Origin of the sequence: Acinetobacter halobius, assembly GCF_044130335.1 — a bacterium.
In the GTDB taxonomy this organism is placed as follows: domain Bacteria; phylum Pseudomonadota; class Gammaproteobacteria; order Pseudomonadales; family Moraxellaceae; genus Acinetobacter.
The window spans coordinates 41,941-61,412 of the sequence record NZ_JBIQOD010000010.1; the positions used below are offsets into that span (position 1 = coordinate 41,941).

Consider the following 19,472-nt stretch of genomic DNA (forward strand, 5'->3'; position numbering starts at 1 on the left):
ATTGAGTCAATCACATGAATAAGTGACAAATCACTGAATTTGTTATTAAAAAATTCAAAGTCACTCTATTTGCTTTTCGTGTTTTTGTATCGGGTATCTGAATAAAAAAATGCTGATCGCTTCTTGAATGATTTGTTCACATTGTTCTGCACTAGGAACCTCGTTCATCCCCAATAGCATTTCTTGATGACGATAACCAAAGAGCAAAGACATTAATAAGGTGATGGCATCATTGACTTGTTCAAACTGAAGTACGCCTAGTGTTTGGGCCTGATGAAAAAATTGCTCCCAAATAGTCTGCATTTTAAGATGAGATGCTTTATAGAAGTTATGTAAAAGAGGATTTTGCTCTGCCGCTAGTTGTAATAACAAATGTTCCAGTTTAATTGCTTCGGGCAGATTAATAATATACATCGACAGCGTACAGATTTGTTTGAGCATAGGTTGGAAGTCTTCTGCACATTGCAATTGAAATGAACGACCCAGCATCAGCTTTTCACAGGTTTCCTCAATCGCACAACTAAACAGGTTGGCTTTATCCTGAAAATGATTATATACCGTCAGTTTAGTGACATGGGCTTCTTTGGCAATCTGATCCATACTGGAGCCATGATAACCATGTTGTAAAAACAACTGACGTGCAACATTCAAAATCCGTTGCCGTTTTTCTAAATCCTTTGGACGTCCTGCTGAAGCTTGCACAAGTGATCCTAAAAAAAAGTTCAAAAAGTCATTTACATCTTAGTCTATTTTTAATTAGTGTACTATGCAGTATATTAATTAAAAAACAACCATGTTGCATCTGGATATTGTGCCTGATGAGCAGGTGATTTTGGAAGAAGAGCAGACTTCAATGAGCAGAATTCAGACCCTTGTGGCAAGTATGATGGTGGTATGTAGTATCACCTTGTGGGGATGCAGCAAAGACACGGCTGAATCAGAACCCATCCCTCTAGTTATGGTGAGCCAACCGAATACCACACATTTAGAACAAAAAAGTTATGCGGGTGAAGTACAAGCCCGCCAACAAACAGCATTGTCGTTTCGTGTTGGGGGGCAAGTTACAGAGCGATTGGTCGATGTGGGGGATCAAGTCAAAGTTGGACAAGTCTTAGCACGCTTAGATGTGCAAGATGCTCAGTTACAGTTAAATTCTGCCAAAGCCCAACTCGAGAGTGCACAAGCGGCTGAGAAAAATGCACAGGATGAACTTAACCGTTTTAAGCAATTATTACCCAGTAATGCGGTCAGTCGTTCACAGTACGACAGCGTTGAAAATCAATATAAAGCAGCACTGTCGAGCTTAAAACAAGCCCAAGCCAATTTTAATGTTACACAAAACCAAACCAGCTATAACCAACTGATTGCCAATAAAAATGGCGTGATTACCGAGCGAAATATTGAAATTGGGCAAGTGATTTCAGCAGGACAGCCCGCTTTTCAACTGGCGATTTCAGGTGATCGCGAAGTCGTGATCGGTGTCCCTGAACAAGCTATTCCTAAAATTACAGTGGGACAGGATGCCGTCGTTACGCTATGGTCTCAGCCCGATCAGCGTTTTGCAGCCTATGTACGTGAAATTTCCCCTGCAGCCGATCAGTCCCGAACCTTTAGTGTCAAAGTGGCGCTGCGTGAAGGGCAAAATGCGATTCAGTTGGGGCAAAGTGCACGCGTATTCTTTAGCTCCACCGAGAGTAATGTGCTGAGTGTGCCGTTAGCCAGTGTTTCAGCGAGTGGGAAAAATGCCTATGTCTGGGTGGTAAACAGCGATAACAGTATTCGTAAGGTGCCTGTGGTTGTTGGCGAGTATGGTCGCGATACGGTCACTATTCGCTCAGGGTTACAGCCAAAAGACTATGTGGTGGTGGGCGGAGTCCATTTACTACGTGAAAAACAGAAAATTAAACCGATTAGCCGTGATAACAAAGCGGTCCAGATTGCGGCAGGGAGTTAAGCATGAACTACAACCTGTCCGAATGGGCACTTAAAAATAAAGGTTTGATCCTCTATTTTATGTTGTTACTCGGGATCATTGGGGTGGTGTCTTATTCCAAACTTGCTCAAAGTGAAGACCCGCCTTTTACCTTTAAAGTCATGGTGGTGCAGACATACTGGCCTGGTGCAACTGCGCGTGAGGTATCGGAACAAGTCACAGATCGTATTGAAAAAGAACTGATGACCACGGGTAAATACGAACGCATTATGGCGTATTCACGACCTGGCGAGTCCATGGTCACTTTTGTAGCACGTGATGCCATGCGCTCGAGTGAAATACCTGATGTTTGGTATGATGTTCGTAAAAAAGTCAATGATATTAAGCATGAACTCCCAGATGGTGTTCAGGGTCCTTTCTTTAACGATGAGTTTGGTGACACTTTCGGTAATATCTATGTATTGACTGGTAAAGACTTTGACTACGCGGTGATGAAAGAATACGCCGATCGTTTGCAGTTACAACTACAACGTGTCAAAGATGTGGCTAAGGTGAACCTTGTTGGTTTACAAGACCAAAAAATTTGGATTGAAATTTCCAACACCAAAGCTGCGCAGTTAGGTATTCCCGTCACAGCTATTCAACAAGCGTTGCAACAGCAAAATACCATGGCCAGTGCAGGTTTCTTTGAAACGAAGTCTGACCGCATTCAACTGAGAGTCACAGGGCAGATTAAAAGCGTTGCAGAACTGCAACGTATGCCACTCTTGGTCAATGGAAAAACCATCCAGCTGAGTGACGTTGCTGATGTCTATCGAGGCTTTAGTGAGCCAGCTCAACCCCGTATGCGTTTTATGGGCGAAAATGGTATCGGGATTGCGGTCTCGATGCGCAAAGGTGGCGACATCTTGGCTTTGGGTAAAAACCTAGAGACTGAGTTTTCTAATCTGCAAAAAACCTTACCCCTTGGTATGGAACTGAAAAAAGTTTCAGATCAGCCCGTTGCGGTGAAGCGCAGTGTCAACGAATTTATGAAAGTGCTTGCAGAAGCGGTCATTATTGTCCTGCTAGTGAGTTTCTTTTCACTGGGTTTCCGTACTGGGCTGGTGGTGGCATTCTCCATTCCACTGGTCTTAGCGATGACCTTTGCAGGCATGAATATTTTTGATGTTGGCTTGCATAAAATTTCGTTGGGGGCTTTGATTTTAGCACTGGGACTGTTGGTTGATGATGCCATTATTGCAGTCGAAATGATGGCCATTAAAATGGAGCAGGGCTATAGTCGGCTACAAGCCGCGGGGCATGCGTGGCGAACCACGGCCTTCCCAATGCTGACGGGAACATTGATTACCGCTGCGGGCTTTTTGCCAATTGCAACAGCAGCTTCAAGTACAGGTGAATACACGCGTTCTATTTTCCAAGTGGTGACCATTGCTTTAATTGTGTCGTGGTTTGCGGCTGTATTGTTTGTACCTTATTTGGGCGACAAATTATTGCCTGATTTCAATAAGGATCTCATCCAAAAAGCACCGTGGTATAGCCGGTTGTGGGCACGATTGCGCCAGCAGCCTGAGCCACAGTCAACGGTGCATCATCCTGGTGAGCAGCATGATCCCTATCAAACCAAGTTCTATCAAGGTTTTCGTCGTTGGGTCAATCTGTGTGTGACTTATCGAAAAACGGTCATTGCGACAACGGTTGGGATCTTTGTGCTCTCGGTGCTCATGTTTAAATTGGTACCACAACAATTCTTCCCGCCTTCGAATCGCGCAGAAATTTTGGTCGATTTAAAACTCGAGGAAGGTGCGTCTTTAACCGCAACTGAAAATGCAGTGAAAAAGGTCGAACAGTTCCTATCGAAGCAAAAGGGGATTGATAACTATGTGGCTTATGTGGGCACAGGTTCACCGCGCTTTTATTTACCGCTCGATCAGCAACTGCCACAGGCAAGTTTCGCACAGTTTGTGGTTTTGGCCTCTTCATTGGATGATCGAAATGAAATTCGCAAGTCTTTAGATACACAAATCCGTCAGTTACTGCCAGATGTTCGTACTCGCGTTTCTCTGCTTGAAAATGGGCCACCTGTTGGTTATCCAATCCAGTATCGAGTATCAGGTGAAGATTTGACACAGGTTCGTGCATGGGCGGACAAAGTAGCTGCGCTCATTGGCACAAACCCGAACACAACGAATGTACACCTTGACTGGGGTGAGCCAAGTAAGGTGATTAGCTTAGAGATTGATCAAGACCGTGCCCGCCAAATGGGGGTGTCTAGTTTAGATTTAGCCAATTTCTTGAACAGTTCTATTTCGGGTGCCACGATTAACCAATACCGTGAAAAGCGAGAACTGATTGAGATCCGCTTACGCGGAGACCAAGCGGAACGGGCTGAAGTAGAGTCCCTTTCCAGTCTGGCTATTCCAACCTCAAGTGGTGGCACAGTGCCACTCGCGCAAATTGCGAAAATTAATTATGGTTTTGAAGATGGATTGATCTGGCACCGTAACCGCTTACCGACCATTACGGTGCGTGCAGATATTCGAACCAAATTACAGCCTGCCACTGTAGTGGATGAAATGGCTGAACAGATGGATCAGTTACGTGCCGAATTGCCAAATGGTTATTTGGTTGAAGTGGGTGGTACCGTGGAAGAGTCTGCACGTGGTGGTAAATCGGTTGCAGCGGGCATGCCTTTGTTCTTGGCCGTGGTCATGACCTTGCTGATGATTCAACTGCGCAGTATGTCGCGTGCGACAATTGTACTGCTTACCGCACCTTTAGGCTTAATTGGTGTGGTGCTATTCTTGCTGCTGTTCAATAAACCCTTTGGTTTTGTTGCAATGTTAGGCACTATTGCCCTGTCGGGGATGATTATGCGTAACTCGTTGATCTTGATTGATCAGATTGAGCAAGACATTCAAGCAGGGCATGAAACATGGGATGCGATCATTGATGCAACCGTGCGACGCTGTCGTCCGATTGTGCTGACGGCATTGGCGGCTGTCCTTGCCATGATTCCACTGTCCAGAAGTATTTTCTTTGGTCCCATGGCTGTTGCGATTATGGGTGGATTGATTGTAGCGACGCTATTAACCCTGTTCTTTTTACCTGCCTTGTATGCGCAGTGGTTTAAAGTAAAAAAAATTAGCCATAAGCTGTAAATTTATGCCAATATCAGGTGCGAAACATTGAAAATTTCAATATAGTAGCACCTGAAATTTATGGCATTTTTATAAAGCAGTTTTTGCTACACATTACAAAACGAACGATGTAGCAAATGGGGTTAAACGCATGATGCAAGACAATATTACCAAGTATCGCCGCTCTATAGCGATTTCTTATGTCTTCATGTTTTTAGCTTTGTTTACTGTGATTAGTGGCGCATTTTCATATTGGTATGCACGGAAAGTCACGCAGATTGATCACGCTGAGGTCTGGTTACAAGCCCAAGCCCTTTGGGTGATGCGTAATATTGTGATTTATAGCATCTTGGCTTTGTTTGCAGCATTGTGGTTTATTCCGCTCATGTTTTTCACTTGGGACAGCGCATTGTGGGTCACTGCATGTACTGTTGCAGGTGTCGTTTTTAGCTGTATTGCATTTCTTTTTCTTTTAAATGCATGGTTTAAAGGCTTCTCTAAATTTTTGAAAAATAAGGCTGTTTTCTAAACATACTGATTTTTTTCAAACATCCCCTTGTAAAACTTGGTTTGACCCCCAATTTCAGACCACAGCCCAGTATTAAATAAATTCCGTGAGGAGCATCGCCAGACATGGCTAAACGTGATTATTATGAGGTTTTAGGTGTTGCTAAAACCGCTAGTGATGATGAAATTAAAAAAGCCTACCGTAAGTTGGCGATGAAATATCATCCAGATCGTAACCCTGATAATGCCGAAGCTGAAGAGAAGTTCAAAGAAGCTGCTGAAGCTTATGAAATTTTGTCGGATAGCGAAAAGCGCAGTATGTATGACCGTATGGGGCATCAAGCCTTTGAAGGTGGTATGGGCGGCGGCGGTGGCTTCGGTGGTGGTTTCAGCGCAGAAGATATCTTTAGTCAATTTGGTGACATTTTCGGTGGCGCATTTGGTGGCGGCGGCGGTCGTGGTCAACAGCGTGCACGTCGTGGTTCTGACTTACGTTATGTAATGGAACTGACCTTGGAAGAAGCAGTAAAAGGAGTGAAGAAAACCATTACTTTTACTGCACCAGCACCGTGTGAAACGTGTGATGGCAAAGGTTCTAAAAACCCGAATGATGTTGAAACCTGTAAAACCTGTCATGGTGCAGGTCAGGTTCGCATGCAACAAGGTTTCTTCTCTGTACAGCAGACTTGTAGCACTTGTCGTGGTCAGGGCAAGATCATTAAAAACCCATGTAATACTTGTCATGGTTCAGGTGTTAAAGACCGTCAACAAACCCTTGAAGTGACGATTCCTGCGGGCGTCGACAATGGTGACCGCGTTCGTTTAACGGGTAAAGGTGAAGCGATTCGTGACGGTCAGTCAGGTGACTTGTACGTAGAAGTGGTCGTGCGTGAACACGAAATCTTCCAACGAGATGGTGCAGACCTGTATATGGATGTGCCTGTAAGCATTGCCGATGCTGCTTTGGGTAAAGAAATTGAAATCCCGACACTCGAAGGTCGCGTGAGTTTGAAAATTCCTGAAGGTACACAAACGGGTAAAATGTTCCGTTTACGTGGCAAAGGGGTTAAACCTGTACGTACCAGTATGCAAGGTGACTTACTCTGCCGTATCGTGATCGAAACGCCAGTCAACTTAACAGCACGTCAACGTGAGTTGTTAAAAGAGTTGCAAGAAACTCTGGATGGAGATGATCACAAATCATCACCGAAGAAAAAGTCTTTCTTTGACCGTCTGTTTGACTGATAAAACGTCATATCGGTTAAATAAGATTGAAAAGAGCGGGAAAATTTTCCCGCTTTTTTTATGTTACTGCACTTCTGTTGGAAGTTCAGGTTGATCAATCTGATCTACAGAGACGGTCTCTTCAACAGGTGTAACAGATGGTGCTTGTTGTTCAGTATTGACCTTTGGGTGTGTACTGGTGCTAATTTTGACTTGTGACAAACTTTCCAAAGTGTCGCCTGCTTGAACAGCAGGTTCAGCCTGAACATTTGCCAGACAGCCCCCAAACGCGATCGCTAGAAAAAGTACCTTTGCTTTCATTCTATTTTCCTCATTTTAAAGTTGTTTTTTAACGCGAACCTAGTCTGCGTAATATTGATTGCAAATTTGTGAAAATGACGAGAAATGATGTTTGAAAATAAAGCGATTTTTTCGATGAAAATGGCTAACAAAACTTAGTCTGGGCAATGAGTTTTGCTATAGTAAGAACAATTTTGAAGCTACATTAGGAATATATTATGTCAGCAGCTCCACGCATTGGTGTCTTGGGTGCAGGCGGTCGTATGGGTCGCATCCTTATTCAAGCAGTAAACGAAGCAGGCTATCAATTGGCTGCAGCCGTTGAACGTCCTGAAAGTTCATTGATTGGTGCAGATGCAGGTGAGCTTGCAGGAATTGGTAGCCTTGGGGTGAAGGTGGTGGGTAGCCTAGAAGCGGTAGTGAAAGAGTGTGATGTGGTGATTGATTTCACTGCACCAGTAGCGACTGTTCAACATTTAAAAATTTGTCGTGAAGCGGGTGTAGCCATTGTGATTGGTACTACTGGCATGAATGACGAACAAAAAGCCTATTTGGATGACTCTGCGACTCAAACACCTGTGGTGTATGCAGCCAATTATTCTGTGGGTGTCAACGTTTCGATTAAACTGTTGGAATTGGCTTCTAAAGTCTTTGGTGACACGGTGGATATTGAAGTGATTGAAGCACATCACCGTCATAAAGTCGATGCGCCATCAGGCACAGCGCTGATGATGGGTGAAGCGATTGCTGGAGCTTTAGGGCGTGACTTAAAAACGGATGCAGTATACTGCCGTGAAGGTCATACAGGGCCTCGTGAACGTCAAAGCATTGGCTTCCAAACTATTCGTGGTGGCGATATTGTCGGTGAACATACCGCGATGTTTATTGCCGATGGCGAGCGTGTTGAAATTACCCATAAAGCGACCAACCGAATGAACTTTGCTTCAGGTGCAGTACGTGCTGCGGCTTGGGTCATCGGGTGTGAAGCAGGTAAATATGATATGAAAGATGTGTTAGGTTTTAACGATATCCAGGTATAAAACCCGTTTCATTCGTAATAAAAACAAGATAAAAACGAAAATAAGACGAAGAATAGAATGAAAAAAGTCATGTATATGGCTTGTGTTGTTGCCCTAATGAGCACAGCACAAGCCAAGCCTATGGATCAAGCCAAACTGAGTATTCATAAAAATAATATTAAAGTTTGGACTTATCAAAATGCACAAAACCCCGTTTTTTTATATAAGGCTGAAACCACGTTTGATGTGCCGATTGAAAAAGCCGTTTCACTGATTTTGGATGTAGATCACGCAGTGAAATGGGTACCGTATATGGGCAGTGTCAAAGTTTTGTCCCGCGATGATAAAAAAGGTGAATTCCAGTTGTATATGGTGCTCGACTTTCCTTTTCCTTTAAAAGATCGCGACTTGGTGGTGCAAGGCAAAATGATCAAGGACAGTCAGGGGGTGATAAGTATTAAAAACAAAGCCATTGATAAAAATATTCTGAAAAATCCAGACTATGTACGCTTAAACCACTATGAGGGCGATTGGACTTTCCAAAAACTCGGACCAAACAAAGTGAGAGTTTCCACTTCGGGTTATGCCAATCCTGAAGGCTCGATTCCACTGAGTATCGTGAACATGTTCGTCCAACAGCAGCCTTATCAAATGCTACAGAAAATGAAAAAGCAATTGCAGGAACAGCGTGATCTGCCTGTGCAGTTACCTGTGGCTTTACGTTAGAACTGCTGAAAGCCTGCACTGCGGTACAGGCAATTGATTTTGATGGTGGTTTTATTTAGGCTGTTGGTAAGCAGTCAGTTGCTGAAAAGTCGACGCCTGAGGTAAATCTAGGTGCATTAAACTCAGCATGACATGTCCTTCACCAGCAAGTGAGATTTTGAAATGTTTGGCACTGCTTTGATCACATTGAAATTCTAAATGTTTCTTGTTGGGTAAATTTATCTGCATTTGTCGTTCATCGTTCAACCGATATTCATAGGTTCGCTGTGTTGCCGTTTCCGTCAAGCTCGGCTGTAAACTTAAAAATTGGTAGTCATTTAAGTTCTGTGTTTTGAGAAACCCTTCAATGAGCGCTTTACAAATAAAGTGCTGTTGCTGTACTTGCTGTGAAACCTTTTGCGGTTGGCATGCAGATAAATTCAATACACAAAATAAAGAAATCATTATTTTTTTCATAAAGGCACCTATTGACGTTCGTTGACGGATGACAGGAGCATAATTCTGTGCGCATAATGGATACAGATACATAAAATTTAAAAAAATAGGTACAGATGCATGGCTTTTCAGTATCAGAGCTTGGCGACGCAGTTACTTGAGAAAATTCAAAATGCGGAATTACCCGCAGGACAGAAATTGCTGTCTTTGCGACAGTTTGCAACTTTACAAAAGGTCAGTCTAAATACTGCCAAAAGTTGTTATGAACTGCTCGAATCGCAGGGCTATATTCATGTAAAAAATAAATCAGGCTATTTTGTCAGCTATCAGAAAAAATCCAGTCCCTCTATTCCTGTGCCACAGCATCCAGACTTTCAGTCCCAAGAGCGTGAGATCTCAAATTTAGAACTGCAACTTGAAATTCAACAGTCTTCTATTAACAGTCGTCTCATTCATTTGGGTGCTATTCAGCTTTCGCCTAAACATGTGCCTGTAGAGGCACTCCGCCGTTCAATCCAACGTGCACTAAAGCATAGCCAACCAGAAGACTTTTTATATAGTGATAAGCAAGGTCATATTCGCCTAAGACAAGCTTTGTCGGAGCATTGGGCTGAAGATGGTTTTTACATTTCGCAGGATGATATTTACATCAGCAATGGCTGTATGCCTGCATTGTCGGTAATCATTCAAAACTTAAGCCAAGAAGGGGACAGCGTGATTGTCCCAACACCGAATTTTAATGGTCAGCTGCAAATGTTGGCTGGCTTAAAGCGAAAAATCATTGAAATTCCAGCCGATACTCAAGGTTTTGATTTGGAACGTTTAGAGCAAGTCATGCAAAGTTCAGGCGCAAAAGCATGCTTACTTACGGCCAATTATCAAAATCCCTTGGGGTTTTGCCTAAGCAATGCAGAAAAAGAAAAAATCGCACAACTGGCTGCACGTTATCAATGCTATGTAATTGAAGATGATATTTATGGTGAGTGTAGCTTCAGCTCGAGTCGTCCGTTGCCGATTAAATATTGGGATCAGCAGGGTTATGTGATTTTCTGTGGTTCGGTTTCCAAGTCACTTTCAACTGCGTATCGGGTAGGTTGGTTCTGTATTCCGCAGCGCTTAGCGCATTTGAAGGCTACTTTGCTGATGCAAAATATCACCGTGAATACACCTTTGCAGTTGGCACTGGCTGACCTGATTTATAGCCGTGCCTATCGCGAACATTTACAGCAGCTTAAACCGATTTTGAAACAGCAAGTTGAACAATATCGACACATGATCATGCATGCCTTTGACGGGGTAGAGTTACGGATCAATCAGCCCTTGGGAGGATATGCGCTATGGCTACAACTTCCCGAAAGTATTGATGGTTTAGACATGTACTATTTTGCGCAACAACATGGTATCAATATTGTGCCCGGAGAGGTTTTTGGAGAAGGGCAGCGTTATAAAAACTGTATCCGTCTCAATGCTGGACATGAACTTTCAGGAGATATTCGGGAGGCCGTTAGCTTGTTGGCCGATTGGGTCAAAGCGCAAATTAATCGTTCGGTAGGGGTTAAACAAGCGGTCTAAAAAGCGCCTCTTTTGAGGCGCTCATCGTTTAAAAGTCGGCTTTGAGGACAATACGATAACGTGCTTGCCCTGAATGTAAACGTTCCAGCGCTTCATTTAACTGCGACATGGGATACAGTTCAATTTGTGGCGCAATATTTTTACGTGCAGCGAACTTGAGGAGTTGGCGTAATGCCGCAGGAGATCCTGTCGGTGAACCTGTGATAGATTTGGCCCCACCAATTAGACTACCCGCAGAAATTTGCATCGGTTCTAAGGGCAGTCCCAACATATGTACCGTACCATTCGGAGCAAGTGTGGCTAAATACGCTTGCCAATTGAGCGTGACATTCACCGTACTGAGCAACAGATCGAATTTGCCTCTTTGTGCTTTAAGTGCATCCACATCTCGGCTATTTACGACATGGTCTGCCCCCATAGCCTTGAGCTCTTCAGCTTTGTCTAAATTGGACGTGAATGCCGTAATTTCACAGCCCCATCCTTTCAGAAGCTTAATCGCCATATGGCCAAGCCCACCAATGCCAATCACACCAACATGGTGAATAGCTTGAATTTGGTGCTTTAAAATTGGATCAAAAACAGTAATCCCGCCACACAGCAAAGGCCCTGCTGATTCAGGGTCTAGATCTTCAGGTAAGGGAATAATCCACTGCCAGCCTGCCCGAACTTTGTTGGCAAAACCACCTGCATGCCCTACGATGGTTGCTGTTGAACCGCCTGTACAGAGCACCTGCTGCCCCGACACGCATGGGTCACAGTGTTGACAACTTTCAGCGGTCCAACCGATACCTACGCGTTGCCCCAGTTTTAAGCCTTTGGCCTCTGAGCCTAAGCGAATGATAGTACCAATAATTTCATGGCCTGCAACCACAGGGTAGACCGATGAATTCCAGTCATTATTGATGACCGAAACATCAGAATGACACAGTCCACAATATTCCACCTGCACTTCAACTTGATGTGCTTGCAGTTCGCCTGCATCGAATTGATAGGGTTGTAAGGCCTCGCCTGCTTGCATCGCCGCATAGGCACGAATGGTGTTGTCAGTCATATTCGGTGTCCTTATTTATCGTTTGAGATGGTTTTATTTAAAATGACAGCCATTTTCATGATCATTGACCATGCCGACCGCTTGCATAAAGGCATAACAGGTGGTCGGGCCAACAAACTTGAAGCCCTGTTTTTTCAGTGCTTTTGACATGCTTTGGCTTTGAGGTGTTTGTGCAGGTGCTGTGCGGTAGTCAGGAACATCATTGTGGATGGCATGTTGCTCGACAAAGTTCCAGAGCCATTCCACAGGGTTGATGCCTTGTTGTTTCAGTGCAACCCATGCAATCGCATTGTCACGAATCGCAGTGAGTTTTCCGATATGCCTGATTAGCCCTGCGTCTTGGACTTTAGTGGCTAAGTCTGCTTCGCTAAAACTTGCAATTTGCTCGATGGAATGCTGGAAAAAATGGCGATGATAGTGTTCACGTTTTTTCAGGACGGTAATCCATGACAGCCCCGCTTGTTGACCTTCGAGGCAGAGCATCGCAAAGAGCTGCTTTTCATCATGTAGTGGTTTACCCCACTCATGATCATGGTAGTCGATGTAGAGCGGGTCTGAGGAGCACCATCCGCAGCGTTGAGTGGTCATCTGGAAATGCTCCTTTTTTATTTATAGGGTAAACGTTGCCCATTGGTCGAGTTGATTATCCCAATAAAATAATTGGGCGTGTTCGAGCTCGGAGAAGTTAATCCAAACATCTTTTCCGGTCTTTTCTGCAAATCCAGTGCTGATTAAGAGTGCATCTTCAGTAATTTCCATGATCCAGCCTTGGTGGCTTTGTCCTGCCAAGATAATTTTTTGTTGATTGCCTGATTCAGCAAATTCGACCAGACGGTTGATCAACGCTTCTGACATGAAAAATTCCTAAAGTTAACGTAAATAAGGATAGGGATTTACTGCACCACGACCTTTGCCTTGTAAATACAGTCCATAATGTAAATGTGGGGCGGTGTATCGTGCATTGCCTGTGTTGCCAACATAGCCAATCACATCGCCTTTTTTAACATAGTCTCCGACCTTTAAACCACGTTTATGATCATCAAGGTGAGCATAATAATGCCATGTGCCAGCGGGTCCCATAATCCAAACCACTTTACCACCCAAATTGTTATTACGTAAGTCCGCGACTAGGCCTTCTGTGGCGGAAAAAACTTTGGTTCCCTTTGGTGCCAAAATGTCGATGCCTTCATGCGTTCGCCCACTGCTGCGTGAGGCACCCCAAGTGTCTTTGAGCGCATGACGTTTGATGCCCTGAACTGGTACCGGGAATTGTTGGGCTAAACGCATATTTTTAAGCTGCTGAACTTGAGCTGCGGGTAATTGGCTACCGCTGGGCACAGGGGGGGGGGTACGACAAGCAGCAAGTAAAAGGAGAAGAATACTTAGACTGCTAATGGCAGAAATGCGAGGCAAACAATAACGCACGAACAATCCTTTCTTATCTCTGTGATCTCATTTTAAAGTGAGCTAATTTTAAGTTTTATCATCAATCAAATTGATGACATCACTATGTCACAGTTGAATTGCTGAGATCAATTTTTTCATGGCGGTTGGGATGCCCATTTCTGTGACATTTTGTACATCGAACCACATGCCTGCCAGTTCAATACTTAAATGTTCGAGTTGATCGGCATCGACTTCAAAGCAAAGTGCTTCCAGTTGCCAAGTGAAGTGGGTAAAACTATGTGAAATTTCGGCGCGTTGTGTAACTCCTTTAAGCCCTAAACTTTGGCAAAGTTGCGTGAGTGCATCACAGTTTTCAAAAATAGGTAAACACCATAAACCGCCCCACAGTCCACTATTGGGGCGTTGTTGCCACAGCCATTGATTGTGATGACGCAGCACCAATACTTGAGCCGACTTTATTGGGACAGCTTTTTTGGGTTTTTTAAAGGGTAATTCCATTTCTAGCCCTTGTGCATGGGCCTTACAGTGTTGCTGCATGGGACAGTAGAGGCACAACGGTTTTTTCGGTGTACAGACGGTTGCCCCCAAATCCATGATGGCTTGGGTGTAGTCATGGTTACGTTCATTTGGGCAAAGTTCGTCAGCCAGTTGCCACATGCTACGCTCATGCGCGGGTTTACTCAGGTCGTCATCAATAGCAAAAAAACGTGCGAGAACGCGCTTTACATTACCATCCATAATGACGCCGTACTGACGTAAACCCAAAGACATCAGTGCCCCTGCGGTAGAGGGTCCAATACCGGGCAGCTCAATCCATCCTTCCAAGGTTTGAGGAAAAGCACCATGGCGTGCCACAATACTAGCCGCTTTATGCAGATTACGCGCGCGTGCGTAGTAGCCGAGACCTGCCCAGTAAGGTGCGACCTCATCCCATGATGCTGTCCCTAAAGTTTCAACCGTTGGGAAGCGTTCGATAAAACGCTCGAAATATTGCAGTACGGTTTTGACTTGGGTCTGTTGTAGCATAATTTCAGACACCCAAACTTTGTAGGGGTCATCGGCCACTTGCCATGGTAGGTCATGTCGACCATGAACATCGAACCAAGTCAGTAACGCATCTGAAAAAGAGAAAGGAGACATCTGAAGCACAAACAAAAAATTCGACTTAGTATAACGGAATGTCTTTTATACGCATGTATTTTGCCTATAAAAAATGGCGCCGAAGCGCCATTGATCAAATGAGCATTTAGTCGTGTGTCATGCCCCAGCGTGCATCGAGTTTGAGCTCTTGGTCTTTGTAGCGTGGAATAATATGGATATGTAAGTGTTCAGACACATTTCCAAATATTTCACCATCATTAAACCCAATATGGAAACCTGAAGGTTGATGACGCAATTGGAGTTCATTACGTGCCAGTTCTAACAAAGACATTAAGCTCTTACGTTCTTTGTCAGTGATATCAAAGAATGAACTGATATGGCGTAGAGGGATAATGACGCAATGACCTTTAGAGAGCGCATTGGGTTCGGGTAAAATCACCCCAAACTCGTTTTTATCAAGCACATCAAATTCATCAAAATTACAATATTGGCATTGGGTCTCAGTCATTGTTATCTCCTCTAAAATCTAATTATCTATCCTACTGGATATGAGCAAGTGATATTTGCTTGCTCGTCTCTAGTTAAGCACTGAGATTGCGTTCTAGCAAGTCATACATTGCTTCAAGACCCTGTCTTTCTGCTTCAGGGTTATAGCCCAAGTCTACACCATTGGCTTTGGCACGTTCATCGGCTAACGGATTACTAAAGCCATGCTTCGCATCTTCAAAAACAATGACTTCATGATTTACTTTCGCTGCATGCATTTCTTCACGGAAGCTTGCAACATCATCCAAGGTGACCATGCTGTCTAACTCACCATGTAAAACTAAAATTTCACCTTGAATTTGACCTTCGACCGCAGGGGCTTTCGGTGCCAAAGTTGCATGGAAGGTTGCGACAGCTTTGAGTGGAGCACCAGAACGTGCCAAGTCTAAAACCACTTTGCCACCATAACAAAAACCAATGGCCGCCAGTTGATCGGCATTCACTTCAGGCTGGGCTGCAAGCGTCTCTAAACCAGCTTGCGCACGGTTGACGATGGTGTCTGCATCGGCAAAAGTTTGCATCATCCATTCATAGGCTTGCTTGGCATCAATGGTGACTTTTTTGTCGCCGTACATATCAATCGCCAGAGCAGCATAACCATGTTCAGCTAGCTCGCGAGCACGTTGTTCAGTATATTCATTTCGACCCCACCATTCGGGTGCAACAATGATTCCTGCATGGGGTGTTTGGCCATTGGGTGCTGCAAAATAACCGACTAAGCGTTGTCCATCTGCTGTGTTATATTGAATTTCCCGAGTTTGAATACTGATCGTCATGCTCAAATCCTGTTAGATAATATGTTCTGATTAAAGCATAAAAACTTTTACAAGGATTTGAAAAACAGCCTGATTTGTAGAAGAAATGTGAGAAATTATTTTTTAAATGCCATAACGAAAAAAGAAGGAAATCATTCCTTCTTTTTTGTCAGTAAAGCATTTAAGCTCCCTATACTTTGCCACGGGACAAGAAGCCGACAATAGCAAGTATGACTGCAATCACTAATAAAATAATTGCAAAGTCTTTCGATAAACCTGCGACACCACCAAAGCCAAGTAAACTTGCAATCAGTGCAATCACTGCAAAAATAATCGCCCAACGAAACATAGCTCTTCTCCATGGATGTTTTTATTGATTACTTATTGAGTATAAAAAGATCCTTCAAACTCACTGTGTTGCTTTTGTTTAAAAAATGTTCTGTTTTTATTTTAAGTTTATGAATATGATGTAAATCTTGAAAATGATTTGACGCTAAAAACTAAGCTGATGATCGGTTATAATAGGTCATTGAGTTTATTGGCAGCCCCCATGGCACACGAATTACGCCCAGAGTTTTGGAAGCATTATACCCTTGCTGAGTTACATCCAGCAGAGTGGGAGGCGCTGTGTGATGGTTGTGGTCTGTGTTGTTTGGTGAAACTTGAAGATGAGGAAAGTCAGGAAGTCGCCTATACCAAAGTGTCTTGTAAGCTGTTGGATTGCCAAACGGCCAGTTGTCGTGATTACCCCAACCGCAAGCAGCATGTACCCGATTGTATCCAGCTCACCCCCGAGCTTTTAGACACGATTCATTGGTTACCACCGAGCTGTGCCTATCGTCGTTTACATGAAGGTAAAAATTTACCCAGATGGCACTATCTGAACACGGGTTCACGTGAGAGCATTCTAAAAGCCAAAAAGTCTGCGGCGGGACGCTGTATTTCTGAAGATGAGATCAATCAAGAAGAGATCGAAGACTATATTGTGCGTTGGGTTCGCTAGCGGAGAAAAGCGGCGTGAAATTGCATGAAAAGCTTGTGTCATTTACCTGAATTTGCCATAACATAAGCATTCGATGAACGCATTTAAGTCTTAGTCCTATGTCCGATAGCAATATTCCACTGCCTGAACGTTTACGCCCGCGTGATTTGTCTGAAATTATTGGGCAGGATCACTTATTGGGTGAGCAGGCACCGCTCCGTCAAATGATTGATCAAGGACATTTGCCATCTATTATTTTTTGGGGACCACCTGGGGTGGGGAAAACCACGATTGCTTTACTGTTGGCACAAGCGATCGACCGACCGTTTGTCAGTCTATCTGCACTCAATACGGGGGTCAAAGAACTCCGTGAGATCATTGCCGATGGCGGGGACTTAATGCCACCCGTGGTGTTTATTGACGAAATTCATCGTTTTAACAAATCACAGCAAGACGCGCTACTGAATGCTGTGGAGAAAGGCAAAATTACCCTCATTGGCGCCACCACAGAAAATCCATCTTTTGAAGTGAACAGCGCGCTACTGTCACGTTGTCAGGTCTATACCTTAAATGCACTCGATGCTGATGCGATTCAAACTTTATTATTACAAGCGATTAAGAACGACAAATTTTTAAAAGAGCGCTACATTCAGATCGAAGAATTTGAAGCTTTGGTGCAATTTGCCGCAGGTGATGCACGTAAGGCTTTGAATCTTATTGAGTTGATTGCAGGAACTTTCGAGCCAGACGTTGAAAATATCGTGACCAATGCAATGGTGGTCAAAGTTGCACAGCAAAATATTGCCCGTTATGACAAATCGGGTGAGCAGCACTATGATTTGGTGTCGGCTTTTATCAAGTCGATTCGTGGCAGTGACCCTGATGCTACTTTATATTGGATGGCACGCATGCTCAAAGGCGGAGAAGATCCCGTTTTTATTGCACGTCGTATGTTGATTGCTGCCTCTGAGGATATTGGCAACTCAAATCCGAATGCTTTACTTCTGGCGGGCGAATGCTTCCGCTCTGTTCAAGCTGTGGGTATGCCAGAGTGCCGAATTATTTTAGGGCAGTGTGCGGTGTATTTGGCGACCAGTGCAAAAAGTAATAGTACATATCTTGCAATCAATAAAGCCTTAGATTTGGCTGAAAAAACGGCAAATTTACCTGTGCCGTTGCATTTAAGAAATGCACCAACTAAGTTGATGAAAGAGCAGGGCTATGGTGTCGACTACTTGTATCCACACAACTATCCAGAGCATTTTGTGATGCAAGAGTATTTACCACCTGAACTGAAAGGCACCAAGCTATATGAGTCAGCACGCAATAAGCGTGAGGTTGAAGGAGAGCGCTTACAACAGCGACGTTGGCAACAACAGCAGCAACAACAGTAAATATAGCCCGATTGAAAGATCGGGCTTTTTTGTTGGAGTGGTTTATGTATGCGTTGTAGCCATGTGTAGGGATTTTTATATGCTCATGGCGTTAAACTACTCATCAATCGTAATGCAGTAGGTAAAACAGAGACCAGCAAGGCAATTGCCATCGTGATATTAAAGATAAAAGCAAACTGAGGTTTGATGAGGTGCTGACGTAAGAAAAGTCCACTCACCGCCCAAATGCCAACGCAGGGAATCGAAACCAACATTAAAATCAGGGCGGCATAAATGATCTCGCTGACAGGAGGATTTAAAGCAAAATAAGTCGAGACTGTGCTGATAGAGATGATCCATGCTTTGGGATTGACCCACTGAAATAACGCACCTTGCAGGAAGCCCATGGAGGGTTTCTGCTCTAATTCGATGTTGAGTGGCCCACTAGATGCAATTTTCCATGCAAGCCAAAGAATATACATAAAACCAATAAAACCTAAAATAAATTGAAGCTGAGGCAGAGTAAGGAAAATTTGGTTCAATCCGATGCCAATGGTGAAGAGTTGTACGGCAACCCCAAAGGCAATGCCAAGAATGAGCGGTACAGTTTTATATATTCCAAATCGTGCACCAGACAGTATGACCAGTGCATTATTAGGGCCAGGTGTGCTTGTCATAACAATACAAAACAGCAGATAAGGTGCAAAGAGAGACATATTCATAATGGCTGAAAGGTCAAAATAAATATTATTTTATTGTTGATCTAGCACAATTTGATTGTATATTGATCTTTAAAAATGAATTTTATGCAATAAATGATTGAATTAGACCGCTTGGACCGAAAGATATTGTGTGAGCTTGAACGCGATGCACATTTAACCAATATTAAACTGGCAGAACGCGTGGGTTTGTCAGCCTCGGCCTGTTTACGACGCGTGCAAGAACTAGAAAAAATAGGCATTATTCGCGGATATAAAGCGGTGATTGACCGTTCGCTTTTGGGGATTGGTTTAACGGTTTATGTGACTATCGGGTTATCTTGTCACTCAAAAGAAAGTTTGGTTCAGTTTGAGGATGTGATTTCTGCTGCGGATGAAGTGACCGAGTGTCATACCATTACGGGCTCGGTTGAGTATTTACTTAGAGTGGAAGTGGCAGATATTAAAGCGTATAAAAAGTTCCATACGGATGTTTTGGGGACGATTCCTTACATTACCTCAATCACCAGTTTTTTAGTGATGGAGACCACTAAAAATCAGTATACAAATATATAACGTGTCAATAGAACACCGAATGATCTAGCGAGGTTTTTCACATGAATCGCTATTCGCGAGTTGAACTCTTTCAGTCGTGCGTTGAATGTTGAAGTATTCTTGTCTGTTTGAGTGTACCGCGATAAAA

The 19,472-nt window shown here is 43.7% G+C and carries 22 protein-coding genes; 10 read left to right on the forward strand and 12 right to left on the reverse strand.

Features of this window, described 5'->3' with window-relative positions; genetic code table 11:
- Positions 1 to 60: 60 nt before the first annotated feature.
- Positions 61 to 702, reverse strand: a complete 642-nt coding sequence (locus ACE01U_RS10180) for a TetR/AcrR family transcriptional regulator (protein ID WP_086210362.1) — start codon at positions 700 to 702, stop codon at positions 61 to 63.
- Between the two features lie 151 nt (positions 703 to 853).
- On the opposite strand from ACE01U_RS10180, the gene ACE01U_RS10185 reads away from it, so the two are divergent.
- From ACE01U_RS10185 to dnaJ, 4 genes are all read left to right on the forward strand, one after another.
- Complete coding sequence (locus tag ACE01U_RS10185) at positions 854 to 1,954, forward strand: efflux RND transporter periplasmic adaptor subunit (RefSeq protein ID WP_086210386.1); 1,101 nt, start codon at positions 854 to 856, stop codon at positions 1,952 to 1,954.
- Positions 1,955 to 1,956: 2 nt separating this feature from the next.
- A complete protein-coding gene (locus ACE01U_RS10190) occupies positions 1,957 to 5,094 on the forward strand; it encodes an efflux RND transporter permease subunit (protein WP_395579394.1) in 3,138 nt (1,045 codons plus the stop codon).
- Between the two features lie 130 nt (positions 5,095 to 5,224).
- On the forward strand, positions 5,225 to 5,602 hold the full coding sequence (locus ACE01U_RS10195) for a hypothetical protein (protein ID WP_086210360.1): 378 nt from the start codon (positions 5,225 to 5,227) through the stop codon (positions 5,600 to 5,602).
- Positions 5,603 to 5,706: 104 nt separating this feature from the next.
- Positions 5,707 to 6,825 carry a molecular chaperone DnaJ gene (gene dnaJ, locus ACE01U_RS10200; RefSeq protein ID WP_086210359.1) on the forward strand — a complete coding sequence of 373 codons (1,119 nt, stop codon included), beginning with the start codon at positions 5,707 to 5,709 and terminating at the stop codon, positions 6,823 to 6,825.
- A gap of 63 nt (positions 6,826 to 6,888) precedes the next feature.
- On the opposite strand, the gene ACE01U_RS10205 is transcribed toward dnaJ, so the two are convergent.
- Complete coding sequence (locus ACE01U_RS10205) at positions 6,889 to 7,125, reverse strand: hypothetical protein (protein WP_086210358.1); 237 nt, start codon at positions 7,123 to 7,125, stop codon at positions 6,889 to 6,891.
- Between the two features lie 197 nt (positions 7,126 to 7,322).
- Here ACE01U_RS10205 and dapB point away from each other — a divergent pair, with 197 nt between their 5' ends.
- Positions 7,323 to 8,144, forward strand: coding sequence for a 4-hydroxy-tetrahydrodipicolinate reductase (dapB, locus tag ACE01U_RS10210; protein ID WP_151706321.1), 822 nt, complete (start codon positions 7,323 to 7,325; stop codon positions 8,142 to 8,144).
- Between the two features lie 57 nt (positions 8,145 to 8,201).
- Positions 8,202 to 8,849: an START domain-containing protein gene (locus ACE01U_RS10215; protein ID WP_086210356.1), complete on the forward strand. Its 648-nt coding sequence runs from the start codon at positions 8,202 to 8,204 to the stop codon at positions 8,847 to 8,849.
- Positions 8,850 to 8,900: 51 nt separating this feature from the next.
- On the opposite strand, the gene ACE01U_RS10220 is transcribed toward ACE01U_RS10215, so the two are convergent.
- Positions 8,901 to 9,305 (reverse strand): hypothetical protein, encoded by a 405-nt coding sequence (locus tag ACE01U_RS10220; protein WP_395579395.1) that lies wholly within the window; start codon positions 9,303 to 9,305, stop codon positions 8,901 to 8,903.
- A 99-nt stretch (positions 9,306 to 9,404) separates the two neighbouring features.
- On the opposite strand from ACE01U_RS10220, the gene ACE01U_RS10225 reads away from it, so the two are divergent.
- Complete coding sequence (locus ACE01U_RS10225) at positions 9,405 to 10,856, forward strand: aminotransferase-like domain-containing protein (protein WP_395579396.1); 1,452 nt, start codon at positions 9,405 to 9,407, stop codon at positions 10,854 to 10,856.
- Positions 10,857 to 10,884: 28 nt separating this feature from the next.
- On the opposite strand, the gene ahr is transcribed toward ACE01U_RS10225, so the two are convergent.
- The 8 genes from ahr to ACE01U_RS10265 form a co-directional block, all read right to left on the reverse strand.
- The gene (gene ahr / locus ACE01U_RS10230; RefSeq protein ID WP_086210353.1) at positions 10,885 to 11,907 is read right to left on the reverse strand and encodes an NADPH-dependent aldehyde reductase Ahr; all 1,023 of its coding nucleotides are present in this window, start codon (positions 11,905 to 11,907) and stop codon (positions 10,885 to 10,887) included.
- Positions 11,908 to 11,940: 33 nt separating this feature from the next.
- On the reverse strand, positions 11,941 to 12,495 hold the full coding sequence (locus ACE01U_RS10235) for a DNA-3-methyladenine glycosylase I (protein WP_086210352.1): 555 nt from the start codon (positions 12,493 to 12,495) through the stop codon (positions 11,941 to 11,943).
- A 21-nt stretch (positions 12,496 to 12,516) separates the two neighbouring features.
- Positions 12,517 to 12,762 carry a hypothetical protein gene (locus tag ACE01U_RS10240; RefSeq protein ID WP_086210351.1) on the reverse strand — a complete coding sequence of 82 codons (246 nt, stop codon included), beginning with the start codon at positions 12,760 to 12,762 and terminating at the stop codon, positions 12,517 to 12,519.
- Positions 12,763 to 12,777: 15 nt separating this feature from the next.
- A complete protein-coding gene (locus ACE01U_RS10245) occupies positions 12,778 to 13,320 on the reverse strand; it encodes a M23 family metallopeptidase (RefSeq protein WP_395579422.1) in 543 nt (180 codons plus the stop codon).
- 99 nt (positions 13,321 to 13,419) lie between these two features.
- Positions 13,420 to 14,454: an A/G-specific adenine glycosylase gene (mutY, locus tag ACE01U_RS10250; RefSeq protein ID WP_395579398.1), complete on the reverse strand. Its 1,035-nt coding sequence runs from the start codon at positions 14,452 to 14,454 to the stop codon at positions 13,420 to 13,422.
- A 106-nt stretch (positions 14,455 to 14,560) separates the two neighbouring features.
- Positions 14,561 to 14,923 carry an HIT family protein gene (locus ACE01U_RS10255; protein WP_086210349.1) on the reverse strand — a complete coding sequence of 121 codons (363 nt, stop codon included), beginning with the start codon at positions 14,921 to 14,923 and terminating at the stop codon, positions 14,561 to 14,563.
- Between the two features lie 73 nt (positions 14,924 to 14,996).
- Complete coding sequence (locus ACE01U_RS10260) at positions 14,997 to 15,737, reverse strand: dienelactone hydrolase family protein (RefSeq protein WP_395579399.1); 741 nt, start codon at positions 15,735 to 15,737, stop codon at positions 14,997 to 14,999.
- 169 nt (positions 15,738 to 15,906) lie between these two features.
- Positions 15,907 to 16,065 (reverse strand): DUF1328 domain-containing protein, encoded by a 159-nt coding sequence (locus ACE01U_RS10265; RefSeq protein ID WP_004647174.1) that lies wholly within the window; start codon positions 16,063 to 16,065, stop codon positions 15,907 to 15,909.
- A gap of 201 nt (positions 16,066 to 16,266) precedes the next feature.
- On the opposite strand from ACE01U_RS10265, the gene ACE01U_RS10270 reads away from it, so the two are divergent.
- A complete protein-coding gene (locus ACE01U_RS10270; RefSeq protein WP_110974705.1) occupies positions 16,267 to 16,719 on the forward strand; it encodes a YcgN family cysteine cluster protein in 453 nt (150 codons plus the stop codon).
- Between the two features lie 98 nt (positions 16,720 to 16,817).
- A complete protein-coding gene (locus ACE01U_RS10275) occupies positions 16,818 to 18,092 on the forward strand; it encodes a replication-associated recombination protein A (RefSeq protein WP_086210346.1) in 1,275 nt (424 codons plus the stop codon).
- Positions 18,093 to 18,175: 83 nt separating this feature from the next.
- Here the strand turns inward: ACE01U_RS10275 and ACE01U_RS10280 are convergent, their stop codons facing one another.
- Positions 18,176 to 18,793, reverse strand: a complete 618-nt coding sequence (locus ACE01U_RS10280; RefSeq protein ID WP_110974703.1) for a LysE family translocator — start codon at positions 18,791 to 18,793, stop codon at positions 18,176 to 18,178.
- A gap of 93 nt (positions 18,794 to 18,886) precedes the next feature.
- Here ACE01U_RS10280 and ACE01U_RS10285 point away from each other — a divergent pair, with 93 nt between their 5' ends.
- On the forward strand, positions 18,887 to 19,345 hold the full coding sequence (locus ACE01U_RS10285) for an Lrp/AsnC family transcriptional regulator (protein ID WP_395579400.1): 459 nt from the start codon (positions 18,887 to 18,889) through the stop codon (positions 19,343 to 19,345).
- The last annotated feature ends 127 nt before the right edge of the window (positions 19,346 to 19,472 follow it).

Bases quoted from the DNA above. Each gene is read 5' to 3' on its own strand.
- ahr (WP_086210353.1), bottom strand. From the start codon at position 11,907: ATGACTGACAACACCATTCGTGCCTATGCGGCGATGCAAGCAGGCGAG.
- ACE01U_RS10265 (WP_004647174.1), bottom strand. From the start codon at position 16,065: ATGTTTCGTTGGGCGATTATTTTTGCAGTGATTGCACTGATTGCAAGT.
- ACE01U_RS10205 (WP_086210358.1), bottom strand. From the start codon at position 7,125: ATGAAAGCAAAGGTACTTTTTCTAGCGATCGCGTTTGGGGGCTGTCTG.
- ACE01U_RS10225 (WP_395579396.1), top strand. From the start codon at position 9,405: ATGGCTTTTCAGTATCAGAGCTTGGCGACGCAGTTACTTGAGAAAATT.
- ACE01U_RS10240 (WP_086210351.1), bottom strand. From the start codon at position 12,762: ATGTCAGAAGCGTTGATCAACCGTCTGGTCGAATTTGCTGAATCAGGC.
- ACE01U_RS10260 (WP_395579399.1), bottom strand. From the start codon at position 15,737: ATGACGATCAGTATTCAAACTCGGGAAATTCAATATAACACAGCAGAT.
- dapB (WP_151706321.1), top strand. From the start codon at position 7,323: ATGTCAGCAGCTCCACGCATTGGTGTCTTGGGTGCAGGCGGTCGTATG.
- ACE01U_RS10270 (WP_110974705.1), top strand. From the start codon at position 16,267: ATGGCACACGAATTACGCCCAGAGTTTTGGAAGCATTATACCCTTGCT.
- ACE01U_RS10195 (WP_086210360.1), top strand. From the start codon at position 5,225: ATGATGCAAGACAATATTACCAAGTATCGCCGCTCTATAGCGATTTCT.
- ACE01U_RS10280 (WP_110974703.1), bottom strand. From the start codon at position 18,793: ATGAATATGTCTCTCTTTGCACCTTATCTGCTGTTTTGTATTGTTATG.
- ACE01U_RS10235 (WP_086210352.1), bottom strand. From the start codon at position 12,495: ATGACCACTCAACGCTGCGGATGGTGCTCCTCAGACCCGCTCTACATC.
- ACE01U_RS10275 (WP_086210346.1), top strand. From the start codon at position 16,818: ATGTCCGATAGCAATATTCCACTGCCTGAACGTTTACGCCCGCGTGAT.
- ACE01U_RS10190 (WP_395579394.1), top strand. From the start codon at position 1,957: ATGAACTACAACCTGTCCGAATGGGCACTTAAAAATAAAGGTTTGATC.
- dnaJ (WP_086210359.1), top strand. From the start codon at position 5,707: ATGGCTAAACGTGATTATTATGAGGTTTTAGGTGTTGCTAAAACCGCT.
- ACE01U_RS10220 (WP_395579395.1), bottom strand. From the start codon at position 9,305: ATGAAAAAAATAATGATTTCTTTATTTTGTGTATTGAATTTATCTGCA.
- mutY (WP_395579398.1), bottom strand. From the start codon at position 14,454: ATGTCTCCTTTCTCTTTTTCAGATGCGTTACTGACTTGGTTCGATGTT.
- ACE01U_RS10185 (WP_086210386.1), top strand. From the start codon at position 854: ATGAGCAGAATTCAGACCCTTGTGGCAAGTATGATGGTGGTATGTAGT.
- ACE01U_RS10215 (WP_086210356.1), top strand. From the start codon at position 8,202: ATGAAAAAAGTCATGTATATGGCTTGTGTTGTTGCCCTAATGAGCACA.
- ACE01U_RS10255 (WP_086210349.1), bottom strand. From the start codon at position 14,923: ATGACTGAGACCCAATGCCAATATTGTAATTTTGATGAATTTGATGTG.
- ACE01U_RS10285 (WP_395579400.1), top strand. From the start codon at position 18,887: ATGATTGAATTAGACCGCTTGGACCGAAAGATATTGTGTGAGCTTGAA.